The sequence below is a fragment of the Microcoleus sp. A2-C3 genome, assembly GCF_036706065.1.
Taxonomy (GTDB): Bacteria; Cyanobacteriota; Cyanobacteriia; order Cyanobacteriales; family Microcoleaceae; genus Microcoleus.
Genome location: NZ_JAUBVX010000012.1, coordinates 77,487 through 89,826, shown reverse-complemented (window position 1 = coordinate 89,826; position 12,340 = coordinate 77,487). Strand labels below are relative to the sequence as shown.

Below are 12,340 nucleotides of genomic sequence, written 5' to 3'. Positions count from 1 at the left end.
GGCTGATGTTTAAAAAATAATAATGAATCCTCAACCCTTGCGCCTGCGACTGACTTGGAATGATACAGCTACGGGGGATTGTCGCTCCCCGATACTCGAATTGCCCATCGCTTTGGGACGAAATTTTGAAGCTATGCCCACCACAATTAACGGGGAACGAGTTTCTCGAATTCTCCTCAAAAGCAGTCAAGTTTCTCGGTTTCACGCTGTGATTGCCACCGAAGGCGACAGTATTATAGTCACTGACACGGGCAGCCGCAACGGTACTTTTGTCAACGGCATCCGCCAAACCCGGTGCATCCTAGCAAATGGGGATATGCTGCAACTTGGGCCCTGTGCGATCGCCATTTCATTTGCTGTTAATTCCACAGAAACCCAGTCTGTCAATTCTCACATTTTTTTTAACCCGCAGACCAATGGGCTAGACCCCGCGTTGTGGCCACAAATCGTGTCGCCACTTCCTCAAACCAATAGTAAGGGTAAGGGAGAATTTCCGCCGATCGCATTTTTGCACGCGAATCAAGTGACAATGCGATCGCTCCAATCGATGGGACTCCCTGTGGCAGAAGTTGATTGGGCTGCTGTTGGTGGCGGTTTGGGCAGCTTGATTTGGGTGGATTTGCTGAGAATTTGCGGTGTTAAGGTCGATCGAATTGCAGTTTTGGGCATGGAAGAGCAGCCTTACGCGCGCTACCGTCGGTTATGCTTAAATTCTCAAATTCCGCTGCACGAACGGCTGCGATCGAATTCTGATGCTTGTCCAGACAACATTTGGGGCTGGCCTCCCTATGCTTTGCGAGAAGCTTGGCAGGAATTGCTGAAAGGGCGGTTGATTGTGTCGCTAAAGTTGATGTGGCAGGTGTTTGCGGAACCGACTTTTGCCGAAACTTATACGCCGCGCGCCGGGAATGTGTTTGATTCGATTGACAGGGAAACTGCGCGTATCGGATGGAATCAGATGTTTCGCTACGGGAGAGTGCGGGGAATTCGGAAGACAGATGACGGCAGGTACGCGATCGCTTATTCTCGATCGAATGCCAACCAACGAGATCATGCTTTTTTGATCGCCAAATACGTACACTTAGCCACCGGCTATCCCGCCATTCAATTTTTGCCAGACTTGCAAGAGTATCGCGAAAAAACTCAGGATTTTGAATCGGTTGTCAACGCTTACGAAAGCCACGACGGTGTTTACGAAAAGTTGGAAGCGAGGGGCGGCAGCGTATTGATTAGAGGGCGGGGGATTGTGGCTTCGCGGGTGGTGCAGCGGATTTATGAAGCGCGACAACGGAATGCCAATATTCAAGTATTGCATTTGATGCGATCGGCTAAACCTCAAGGTAACAAATTCGATCGGGCTGAGCGACAAGTCGAAAATCACTATGAATTTCAACCTTTCAACTGGCCGAAAGCCTGCTGGGGCGGGGAGCTCCGCGTACTTTTGGAAAAAGCCAAACCCGAATTGCGCCCGCAGTTTCTATCCGACTGGGGCGGCACTACTACAGCCAATCGCAACGACTGGCGGCGTATTGTTAAAGAAGGTTTAAGTCAAGGATGGTATCAAATTACCTTCGGGGAAGTCGAGAAAGTCGATCGCGACAGTCAAAACCGCACGGTGACTTACATTGGGGAAAAGGATCTCAAGGGGCAAATTAAGTTAGAAGCTGATTTTATCATTGACGCGACGGGTTTGGACGCTAAGGTGAAAACCAGTCCCCTGTTAGAGGATTTAGTAGCCCACTACAATCTGCCCCTCAACGGTTTGGGGCGTTTGAGCGTGAACAACGATTTTGAAGTACCCGAATTGCGTAACACTTCCCCTCTTCACGGAGAAGGCCGGGTATACACAGCGGGCGCGATTACTTTGGGCGGGCCTTACGCGCCCGTAGACAGCTTTCTGGGATTGCAGTACGCCGCCCTGCGTTCCGTTGAAAGTCTGGCCGCTAATGGAGCTCCGGGTGTTGGAAAATTGAACGTTTGGCGATCGTTTGTACAATGGTTAAAGTGGATTTTAAATAAATCTCCCGGTTAAATTGAAAAAGAAGGAAGAAGGAAGAAGGAAGAAGGAAGAAGGAAGAAGAAAGAAGGAAGAAGGAAGAAGGAAGAAGGAAAGATTGGTAAAATTCCTTCGTAGTGCTGATTTTAATTGTCAAAGTCTTATGATAACTAACTTCGCCTTCAATCCATAATCTAAAATCCAAAATTCTACAATTTACCCATTCAATCTAAAATTCAAAATTCAAAATATAAAATCGAATGACTCCCACCTTATTCGGCCGCTGGCAAACTCGGTTATTGCTATTTGCAACCGTAGGCTTTTTAGTAACGCTACCCTTTTTTCTAGGTTTAATTACTTCCAAATCCGGCTCAAGTTTTTTCTTGATATTAGGTTATTTAGCAATTTTTGGCATCGGCTGGGATGTCTTATATATCTACATCCAAAAGTTTCGCTGGGATCGAGATTGGCCAGGCGCGTTTCAATTGATCGCCGGGATTTGGGAAGCACTTTTTGTATTATTTTTAATCAAAATTATCGGTTTGCCCGGAATACCTGCCCAAGATTTTGACTTGGCAGCTTTTGTTTTACATTATAGTTTGGTATGGCTGGCTATTTATCTGGCATCGCAAACACTAATGCGAATTTTATTTCCCTACTGGCGCTTCCGAGGTGGCCAATGGTTTTAAGCATAGTTGGGAGTTGTAGGGGCAATCCCCCCGTGGTTTCCCCTATTTCAGTAGGCAAACGTCATTGCCGTGTCCGGCGCGCGGCTAAGGCTTTTAAGAAATGATATAAAGTCCGCAAGTAAATTGTGCATTGCGTACCATAAACAGTTTATAATAAGCTTTGTTGAAAATTGCTGGCATCATTCAATGTACCGTTCTCCCTGTATATTCTCGTTTTTTTCCGGTTCGGGATTCCTTGACCTCGGTTTTGAATTAAGCGGCTTTAATGTAGCTTATGTCAATGAAATTTTCCCACCTTTTATGCAAGCATACCGCTACTCTCGGCAGTGTCTGAATTTGCCACTACCAGAATACGGATACTGCGAAGCAGAGGAAGCAGATGTCACTCGACTTGTAGCTGGAAAACCAGCTTCTCGTCTGCGGGAATTAATGCAGGATGCTCGGAAGAATCATGATATTGTGGGATTTATCGCGGGGCCACCTTGTCCTGATTTTTCGATTGGTGGCAAAAACCGAGGTCAGGAAGGAGATAAAGGTCAACTTTCAGCTTCGTACATTGAATTGATTTGTCAGCAGCAGCCGGATTTCTTTTTGTTTGAAAATGTCAAAGGTTTGTGGAGAACCAAAAAGCATAAAGCTTTTTACGACGAACTAAAGCTTAAGTTGGCTGATTCGGGATATGTTTTTGTGGAAAGGTTAATAAATGCGATCGAATACGGTGTCCCGCAAGATAGAGACCGAATTATTTTGATTGGGTTTAGAAAAAATATCATTAAAAATCTGGGAATTTCCTTAGATGAAAATAGCTCAATGTTGCCGGAAAGTTTATTTCCTTGGCACAGTGAAATAGTACATCCAAAACCCGAAGTTTTTGCTTATCCTTGGCCTCAGAGAAATCTCTTTGCAGGCGATGCTTTATTACCTTGTCCAGATGGCATTCCTCAAGAGTTAACGGTAGAGTTTTGGTTTCAAAAAAATGACGTTCTCAACCATCCTAATGCTGAACATTATTTTCAACCTAGAGCAGGTATTAAAAGGTTTGCGGAGGTCGAGGAGGGAGACGATTCAAAAAAATCTTTCAAGCGTTTGCACCGATGGCGTTATTCGCCGACAGCTTGTTACGGCAATAACGAAGTTCACTTGCACCCTTACAAAGTTCGCAGGCTTTCTGTTGCTGAAACACTGGCTATTCAGTCGCTGCCAAAAGAGTTTGCTCTGCCAAAAAACATGACATTAAGTAATATGTTTAAAACAGTGGGAAATGGGGTTCCTTACTTAGCATCTAAAGGAATTGCTCAAACAATTATTGATTTTTTAGAAACAAAACAATGGCATTATGAGCTGCCACTTCCCCTAAATAAACAGTTAGAGTTACCTTTGAAGTTTCTTGAAAAAACATACACTTAGCTATTGTCTAAGAGCCGCTTCAACTAAAGGTATTAAATCTGTTTTTCTAGCGTACAGGTATGTGCCGTCAACAAGTTTGAAGTTTTGTTCTAGTGCTATACTATGAGGAGCAACTGCTGTTCTAAATATAGTCCTATCCGCAGAAGTTAACTTACTGGCTACCATATAATATTGCCAATTTTGATGCAAAAGATACCCCATTGATTTAATCATAGCGGCCTCGAATAAAGGTTGATATCGGCGATCTGGACGGTTTGAAGTTTTAAGCGAAACGGCCGCTTTTACTTGTTCTAATTGTAACTTTCCTTTTAAAAATTTGTACAATCCCAAATTATCAGGAATTTTTACTTGTTGTTCTAAAAGATGGTGAATAGAGGTTGCAACATCACTCTTACCAAGTACAACAATAATATAATCAGGACTGGGCATAAAAATATAGTCTTTAAAAGGAGCAAGTTTAGCTAGAGGTTCTCCAGATGCAAATTCACTACTTTTGAATAAACTTACAAATTTTGAAGATGATTCCTCAGAACCTTCTTTTTGTGATTGTGAGTTTGGCAAACAAAAGACCGCGCTACAAGCATCATTATCTTTATTTATATTCAATACAATTTCTGACAACAAGCTAGTTGCTATAAATTCATTCCATCTTCCTGTAGCGTTGTTCAGAGCACCCACTTCAGGATTTTTATTATAGATAGTGCTAAAAACTTCTCGTGTCTTATTTCTGATCCACTCAATAATTTCATTAACAGATAAATTACTATCTAACATCTCGACCACTTCAAGGGATAAAGATTTGTATATTACTGTACTATTAATCTGAATTTTACCATTGGTGTGTTCCGTGAACCATTCAGTATAATTAATCATTTTTTTCGAGGCTATAAAATTAAAATTGTTACCCATGTGTTACCAAAACAAGCAATGTATCTTCTTTTATTCAAAAATACAGCAGTTTCTCCAACAACAACTATCCTATAATGTAAGAGCGGGTTGAGAATATCTCTGCTGGTGAAAAAATTACCACAATGGCAAAATCTGCCTGCACTGAAAAATTATCTGTACTGTCCATGACCGTTAAACCCCGCCGCTATCACATTACTACTTTCGGATGCCAGATGAATAAAGCCGATTCGGAACGGATGGCTGGCATTTTGGAAAATATGGGCTTTGAGTTCTCGGAAGACCCGAACGAAGCTAGTTTGATTCTCTACAATACTTGCACAATTCGCGATAATGCTGAACAAAGAGTTTATTCTAATCTCGGAAGGCAAGCTCATCGCAAGCGCAAAGAACCCGGTTTAACTTTAGTTGTCGCTGGATGCGTGGCGCAGCAGGAAGGTGAAGCGCTATTACGCAGAGTGCCGGAATTGGACTTAGTAATGGGCCCGCAACACGCTAACCGACTTGAAGATTTGCTGGAACAAGTTTTTCAGGGAAATCAGGTTGTGGCGACTGAAGCTGTGGAGATTATGGAGGATATTACTAAGCCTCGTCGCGATAGTAAGGTGACTGCTTGGGTGAATGTGATTTATGGCTGCAATGAACGCTGCACTTATTGTGTTGTGCCGAATGTTCGCGGGGTTGAACAGTCTCGAATCCCGGAAGCTATTCGGGCTGAAATGGAGGAGTTGGGCCGTCAAGGTTATAAGGAAGTGACTTTGTTGGGGCAGAATATTGATGCTTATGGTCGCGATTTGCCGGGGACAAAACCGGATGGCAGCAATCAGCATACTTTGACGGATTTGCTCTATTTTGTTCGGGATGTTCCTGGGGTCGATCGCCTCAGATTTGCTACTAGCCACCCTCGCTATTTTAATGAAAGGTTGATTCGGGCTTGTGCGGAATTGCCACAGGTTTGCGAACATTTTCATGTGCCTTTTCAGTCTGGCGATAATGAAATTTTGAAGGCGATGTCTCGTGGTTATACTCAGGAGAAATATCTGCGAATTGTTGATATGATTCGCCGTTATATGCCGGATGCTTCGATTACGGCTGATGCGATTGTGGGTTTTCCGGGGGAGACGGAGGCGCAGTTTGAGAAGACTTTGAAGTTGATCGAAGATGTTGGTTTTGATTTGGTGAATACTGCGGCTTATTCGCCTCGCCCTGGTACGCCGGCTGCTTTGTGGGAAAATCAGTTGAGTGAGGATGTGAAGGCCGATCGCCTGCAACGCATAAATCATGTCGTCAGTACAACCGCTATGGAGCGCTCACAGCGCTATTTCGGGCGCATTGAGGAGGTTTTGGTGGAAGTTCAGAATCTTAAAGATCCAACTCAGGTGATGGGGCGTACTCGCGGTAATCGTCTCACATTCTTTAAGGGCGATATCGCTGAATTGGCTGGTAAAACTGTGCCGGTGAAAATTACAGATATTCGCGCTTTTAGTTTGACAGGGGAAATCCTTTAAATAGCACCGGAATGAGAGAGGGGACGGCTTACTGGTGAACTTTTCTAAGAAGATGTGATTTTTTTACCGCAGAGAGCGCAGAGGACACAGAGGAAGGGTGGAAGGGTTGAGATAAGTAGTCTTAAAGCGGTTCGTATGTGCCTTAGTTGCGCTCTCTGCGTGTATATTTGTCAAAAAGTACCGGGAGTATGGAAAAATGACGAAGATGCGGATTGGGTTACTCTTCGGCGGGCGATCGGGCGAACATGAAGTCTCGATTAGTTCGGCGCGGGCGATCGCCCGCGCCCTCGCTGCTGACGAAAATGCCTCTAAATACGAAGTTCTGCCCTTTTACATCCAAAAAGACGGCCGCTGGCTGTCGGGAACATTACCTCAACAAGTCTTAGCCACCGGAAAACCTCTGGAAATAGAGGAACCAGGACAAGGAAACGACTCTCCCCAATTTCCCAGTTTTAATGCAGTAGATGTTTGGTTCCCGGTTTTGCATGGGCCTAACGGCGAAGACGGTACGGTGCAAGGATTGCTGAAATTATTGCAAGTTCCTTTTGTCGGTTCCGGGGTTTTGGGTTCGGCGGTGGGGATGGATAAAATAGCGATGAAAATGGCTTTTGCTCACGCAGGTTTGCCGCAGGTAAAATACATCGCTGTCAATCGTTCCGAAATCTGGTCGAATCCTTGCGTTTTCCCCAAACTGTGCGACAAAATTGAAGTGGCTTTGGGCTATCCTTGCTTTGTCAAACCTGCCAATTTGGGCTCATCTGTGGGAATTTCTAAGGCTCGATCGCGCGCTGAATTAGAAGCCGCTCTCGACAGCGCCGCCAGCTACGACAGGCGGATAATTGTTGAAGCGGGTGTGGTTGCTAGAGAGTTAGAATGTGCAGTTTTAGGCAACGACAACCCCACAGCTTCAACCGTGGGAGAAATTACTTTTCAAAGCGATTTCTACGACTACGAAACTAAATATACCCAGGGACAATCCGAGTGTTCAATTCCGGCAAAAGTCAGCGGTGCGATCGTCTCGCAAATCCAAGAAATGGCTGTGCAAGCATTTTTGGCTGTAGATGCAGCAGGTTTAGCGCGAGTAGACTTTTTCTATGTTGAATCAACCGGAGAAGTTTTGATTAACGAAATTAACACTTTTCCCGGCTTTACAGCTACCAGTATGTATCCCCAAATGTGGGCAGCGGACGGCATTTCTTTCCCTGAATTAGTAGACCGTTTAATTCAATTAGCTCTCGAACGGCATGGGGAAAAAGCTTGATTTTTAAGCTGCAAACCGCTGTAATCTCAACAGCAAAAAATAAGTAAACCTCTTGCAAAAATAGCTAGGACGGGCAAGATGCCCATCCCACAATTTTTTTTTTCTTGTGGAATGGGCCGGAGAGCCCGTTCCAAAATTTGATTAAAAGGACTTTTGCAAGAGGTCTAGTTATTCCGCAGGTAATATATCCATCTCAGCGGAAACGATCTAATATGGTTGTGGCAGGCACTACCTGCCAGCAGCCCTATTTCCGGTGTTTGTCGAGAAACTGGGGATTTTCAGCAGGCTGGTATAAATTAAATGCCCAATGAAATGGTTAACGGAGAACGGCGAATAGCAGCTTAACAGTTGACAGTTGACAGTTGACAGTTGACAGTGAAGTTTTTAGGTTGGGGCTTAAATCCCCAGCCTAAAAACAATCCACCTAAAGGTGGGGGCTTAAATCCCTTGTGCTTTGGTCAATCTCACATCTTGCATCTCACATTTTAACTCGGTTAACTTAGATGAAACGTTTGACTAAACTGCCGCAGTGGTGGACTTACGGATTGTTATTTCCGCTAGCGGTACTCAACTGTTGGTTAGCTCTCCTAGTATTTGAATATTTTCGCGCGCTGGTTACAGTTTTGGTAATCGCTACAGTGTTATCTTTTTTGCTAGATTATCCAGTGCGTTTTTTGCGCAAATACGGCTTGAAACGCGATCGGGCTGTGTTGGCGGTATTGTTGGTAACTTTACTGATATTGGTGGTTTTAGGTGTGACTCTGGCTCCGATTTTGCTGAACCAAATCACTGAACTGGCGACTCGATTACCGACTTGGATAGTTTCGGGTACAGAACAGATGGAAGCGTTCCACAAGTGGGCGGAAAATCGTAATCTCCGCATTGATGTTAGGGGTTTGACTACTCAATTGAGCGATCGACTTTCAACTCAATTGCAGTCTCTCACTGGCGAAATACTCAAATTTGGCTTGGGTGCGGCAGACAGTCTGGTGAATTTTCTGCTGACAATAGTCCTAACATTCTACTTGCTCTTGCATGGCGATCGCGTCTGGGAAGGCTTGTTTAAATGGTTTCCCTCCAAACAGAGCCTGCAATTGCGACAGTTGCTGGCGCGAAGCTTCCACAACTACTTCGTCGGACAAGCAACTTTGGCGGGTTTGATGGGACTGTCGATGACTGTGGCTTTTTTAATTTTGCGAGTTCCCTTCGGGCTGCTGTTCGGTTTGGGTGTCGGTGTAATGACGATGATTCCCTTCGGGGCACCTTTTAGTATTTGCATTGTCAGTTTGCTGATCACATTAAACAACTTTTGGCTGGGCGTCACCGTTTTAGTTGTCGCTACAGTAATCGAGCAAGTAATTGAAAGTGGGATTGCTCCTCGGTTATTAGGCGGTTTTATCGGCCTCAATCCCGTGTGGATTTTAGTGGCGCTGCTGGTGGGGGTTAAGGTGGCGGGAGTAGCAGGTTTGTTAGTTGCTGTGCCGATGGCTGGTTTTATTAAGAATACTGTTGATACTTTGGAAATCTCAAGGAATAAGTCGAAGGAAATTGATGCGGTTAGTTCCATTGAGTCTAGGGAGCAATAATACTATTTTAGATTAACGTTAGTAGTGAGGACGAATTTGATTGCGATCGATCGGACATGATGGGCTGATTCTATAGATTTATTGCATAAGTTTTTGATTAATAGCTCAACAGCAGATCAAGGCAGATCAAGGCAGATGTCTTTCAAGATATTTTGCGCCTTTTGCAAGAGATATTATAGACCTCTTGCAAAAATAGGTAGGAACGGGCTCTCCGGCCCGTTCCACAGAAAAAAATATTTTTGTGGCACGGGCATCTTGCCCGTGCAAAAATTTGATTAAAAGGACTTTTGCAAGAGATATTATGAAGATTTTGCCAGAAATGCGGAATATCCGGTGCTGCTAGCGTAGTTTGTATTATCGCAGGCTGCGGCAATTCGCCAGTGCTGACAAAAGCTCGATCGCGCTTACCAGCTAAAATCAATAATTTGCCTGCCACAGTCCGGTTTTTACCCCACCGTGTAGGGTAAACCCCACCAGTCAAGCACATCTCACAAATGCTTGAATTAAAATTAAAGAACCTTGAGTTCTAATTTAATTACAGTAGGTGCTAAAAATGCCAGATCATAATTATAACTCTCGCCCATTTTCTCACCAAATTAATACTATGTCAACCCCCCAAAAGTCTAATCAAACTCAACCTTCTCGCGGTTTTTCTTTGCCTAAAAAACTTGCTTTTTTATCCCTAGTTTTGCTCGCATCCACCGCAACTGTCGGCTGCAACGCCCTAACTGCTCAAGTTCCTGGAAGTTCTAACGCCATCAAAGCTGAACCTTCAAATACAGCACCAATCTCAGCATTGCCTGCAAATATACTGCCCTCTCAAGACTCTAATTTTGTTACTAAAGTTGTGCAGGAAGTCGGCCCGGCAGTGGTGCGGATCAATTCGTCTCGGACGGTAAAGAACCAAGTTCCAGATGAGATCCCGGAGCAGTTCCGTCGCTTCTTCGGTTCGGAATCTCCCATTCAACCGGGAAATCGGGTAGAACGGGGTTCGGGTTCGGGTTTTGTTTTTGGTTCCGACGGTCGCATTTTGACTAACGCTCACGTTGTTGATGGCGCGGATACGGTGACGGTAAAACTGAAGGATGGCCGCGAATTTGTCGGCAAAGTTTTAGGCGTAGATACAGTTACTGATGTGGCTGTTGTCAAAATTGAAGCTACCAATTTGCCTGTGGTGAGTTTGGGCAAATCTGAAGAAATACAGCCGGGAGAATGGGCGATCGCGATCGGCAATCCCCTGGGTTTGGACAATACCGTGACTGTGGGCATCATTAGCGCTACAGGCCGTTCTAGCGCCGATGTGGGCGTTCCCGACAAGCGCGTCAGCTTTATTCAAACCGATGCTGCAATCAATCCCGGCAATTCCGGCGGGCCTTTGCTGAACCAGCGCGGTCAAGTTATCGGCATGAATACGGCGATTATTCAAGGGGCCCAAGGATTGGGTTTTGCGATTCCGATCGATCGCGCCCAACAAATTGCCGACCAATTAGTAACAACAGGAAAAGCCGAACATCCCTATCTCGGCATTCGGATGTTGAGTATTACTCCCGAAGTCAAAACAGAATTCAATAAAAATCCGAACCCAAAATTGAGGCTGACTGAAGATAAAGGCGTGTTAGTTTTGGGAATTGCCAAAGATTCTCCGGCGGCACAAGCTGGAATTCGCGTTGCCGATGTGATCAAGAAAATCAACGGTGCAGAAGTCAGCGATGCTGGCAGCGTACAGCAAATTGTCGAGAAAAGTACAGTGGGCAGCGATATGCAGCTTGAGTTGAACCGCGGCGGACAACCTGTGACTGTGGCGGTGAAAGCGGGTGCTTTTCCAGCGGGCCAGAAGTAGTAGTAGAATTGGAACTTTGAGTTGGTAGTATTCTGAGGAACGGGCATCTTGCCCGTTCCACAAGAAAGTTGAATTCTGGTGGGCTTCGACGCCGCCCCGAAAGCTGAATTATTGTGGGGTGGGCTTCGACGCCGCCCCGATCTTTTTCTATTGTGGACTTCTCGCCCTGATTTGTGATTAAAAGGTGAAAAAAATGGCTCATATAAATTTGCGTCGCCCCGAAAATATCAGCGGTAATTTTTATGTAGACAGTAGCTGCATTGACTGCGATACTTGTCGGTGGATGGCACCAGAAGTATTTACTCAAGCCGGAGAACAGTCTGCGGTTTACCAGCAGCCAACTAATGAAACTGAAGAAATGCGATCGCTCGCGGCTCTTTTGTCCTGTCCCACAAGTTCGATCGGCACTGTTGAAAAGCCGAAAAACATCAAAGAAGCTCAGCAAAATTTGCCCGCGTTAGTAGCAGAAAATGTTTACCATTGCGGCTATCATTCCGAGAAATCCTACGGCGCGGCTAGCTATTTAATTGTCCGCCCAGAAGGCAACATTTTAGTTGATTCTCCCCGTTTTGTGCCGCCGCTAGTCAAAAACATAGAAGCAATGGGCGGCATTCGCTATCTGTATTTGACTCACCGCGACGACGTAGCAGACCATCAAAAATACCGCGACCATTTTGGGTGCGATCGCATTCTTCATGCTGACGAAATTAACGCGGATACTCGCAATGTAGAAATTCAATTATCGGGCAGCGAACCGCATCAAATAGCAGATGATTTGTTGATTATTTCCGTACCTGGTCACACGAAAGGTCACACAGTTTTACTTTATAATCATCAGTTTTTGTTTAGCGGCGATCATCTGGCTTGGTCGGACAATTTGCAGCAGCTAATTGGTTTTCGTAATGCCTGTTGGTATTCTTGGACGGAACAAATTAAATCTATGCAAAATTTGGCTAATTATGACTTTGAGTGGGTGTTGCCTGGACACGGCCGCAGGTATAATGCCGATCGAGCAACCATGCGAAATCAAATGCAACAGTGTATTGCTTGGATGGTCGATGCTTAATAGTTTAAAACCCCTTTTATACTCGGCGGTTGAAACCGCTACTACACATACAAAGTCCGGATGGTGCGCGGACTAAGAATA

10 protein-coding genes are annotated in these 12,340 nt (G+C 44.9%); 9 read left to right on the top strand and 1 reads right to left on the bottom strand.

What is annotated here, in order from left to right; all coding sequences use genetic code 11:
* Positions 1–22: 22 nt before the first annotated feature.
* The 4 genes from QUB66_RS09315 (at position 23) to QUB66_RS09300 (ending at position 4,092) form a co-directional block, all read left to right on the top strand.
* On the top strand, positions 23–2,032 hold the full coding sequence (locus tag QUB66_RS09315) for an FHA domain-containing protein (protein WP_332966912.1): 2,010 nt from the start codon (positions 23–25) through the stop codon (positions 2,030–2,032).
* Position 2,033: 1 nt separating this feature from the next.
* On the top strand, positions 2,034–2,189 hold the full coding sequence (locus tag QUB66_RS09310) for a hypothetical protein (RefSeq protein WP_332966911.1): 156 nt from the start codon (positions 2,034–2,036) through the stop codon (positions 2,187–2,189).
* Positions 2,190–2,256: 67 nt separating this feature from the next.
* Entirely contained in the window at positions 2,257–2,685 is a 429-nt protein-coding gene (locus QUB66_RS09305; RefSeq protein WP_332966910.1) for a hypothetical protein, read from the top strand.
* Positions 2,686–2,871: 186 nt separating this feature from the next.
* Complete coding sequence (locus QUB66_RS09300; RefSeq protein ID WP_332966909.1) at positions 2,872–4,092, top strand: DNA cytosine methyltransferase; 1,221 nt, start codon at positions 2,872–2,874, stop codon at positions 4,090–4,092.
* Here the strand turns inward: QUB66_RS09300 and QUB66_RS09295 are convergent, their stop codons facing one another.
* Complete coding sequence (locus QUB66_RS09295) at positions 4,093–4,965, bottom strand: Cfr10I/Bse634I family restriction endonuclease (RefSeq protein ID WP_332966908.1); 873 nt, start codon at positions 4,963–4,965, stop codon at positions 4,093–4,095.
* Between the two features lie 200 nt (positions 4,966–5,165).
* Here QUB66_RS09295 and miaB point away from each other — a divergent pair, with 200 nt between their 5' ends.
* The 5 genes from miaB to QUB66_RS09270 all read left to right on the top strand — a co-directional run bounded on the left by miaB (position 5,166) and on the right by QUB66_RS09270 (position 12,259).
* Positions 5,166–6,506 carry a tRNA (N6-isopentenyl adenosine(37)-C2)-methylthiotransferase MiaB gene (miaB, locus tag QUB66_RS09290; RefSeq protein ID WP_265234154.1) on the top strand — a complete coding sequence of 447 codons (1,341 nt, stop codon included), beginning with the start codon at positions 5,166–5,168 and terminating at the stop codon, positions 6,504–6,506.
* A gap of 196 nt (positions 6,507–6,702) precedes the next feature.
* Positions 6,703–7,767: a D-alanine--D-alanine ligase family protein gene (locus QUB66_RS09285; RefSeq protein WP_332966907.1), complete on the top strand. Its 1,065-nt coding sequence runs from the start codon at positions 6,703–6,705 to the stop codon at positions 7,765–7,767.
* Positions 7,768–8,270: 503 nt separating this feature from the next.
* On the top strand, positions 8,271–9,353 hold the full coding sequence (locus QUB66_RS09280; protein WP_265234152.1) for an AI-2E family transporter: 1,083 nt from the start codon (positions 8,271–8,273) through the stop codon (positions 9,351–9,353).
* A gap of 553 nt (positions 9,354–9,906) precedes the next feature.
* Entirely contained in the window at positions 9,907–11,193 is a 1,287-nt protein-coding gene (locus tag QUB66_RS09275; protein WP_442923267.1) for an HhoA/HhoB/HtrA family serine endopeptidase, read from the top strand.
* A 193-nt stretch (positions 11,194–11,386) separates the two neighbouring features.
* Complete coding sequence (locus QUB66_RS09270; protein ID WP_332966905.1) at positions 11,387–12,259, top strand: MBL fold metallo-hydrolase; 873 nt, start codon at positions 11,387–11,389, stop codon at positions 12,257–12,259.
* Positions 12,260–12,340 lie beyond the last annotated feature (81 nt).

What these genes read in the sequence shown, in the direction of transcription:
- QUB66_RS09305 (WP_332966910.1), top strand. Translation starts at nt 2,257, where the DNA reads ATGACTCCCACCTTATTCGGCCGCTGGCAAACTCGGTTATTGCTATTT.
- QUB66_RS09280 (WP_265234152.1), top strand. Translation starts at nt 8,271, where the DNA reads ATGAAACGTTTGACTAAACTGCCGCAGTGGTGGACTTACGGATTGTTA.
- QUB66_RS09285 (WP_332966907.1), top strand. Translation starts at nt 6,703, where the DNA reads ATGACGAAGATGCGGATTGGGTTACTCTTCGGCGGGCGATCGGGCGAA.
- QUB66_RS09315 (WP_332966912.1), top strand. Translation starts at nt 23, where the DNA reads ATGAATCCTCAACCCTTGCGCCTGCGACTGACTTGGAATGATACAGCT.
- QUB66_RS09300 (WP_332966909.1), top strand. Translation starts at nt 2,872, where the DNA reads ATGTACCGTTCTCCCTGTATATTCTCGTTTTTTTCCGGTTCGGGATTC.
- miaB (WP_265234154.1), top strand. Translation starts at nt 5,166, where the DNA reads ATGACCGTTAAACCCCGCCGCTATCACATTACTACTTTCGGATGCCAG.
- QUB66_RS09270 (WP_332966905.1), top strand. Translation starts at nt 11,387, where the DNA reads ATGGCTCATATAAATTTGCGTCGCCCCGAAAATATCAGCGGTAATTTT.
- QUB66_RS09295 (WP_332966908.1), bottom strand. Translation starts at nt 4,965, where the DNA reads ATGATTAATTATACTGAATGGTTCACGGAACACACCAATGGTAAAATT.
- QUB66_RS09275 (WP_442923267.1), top strand. Translation starts at nt 9,907, where the DNA reads ATGCCAGATCATAATTATAACTCTCGCCCATTTTCTCACCAAATTAAT.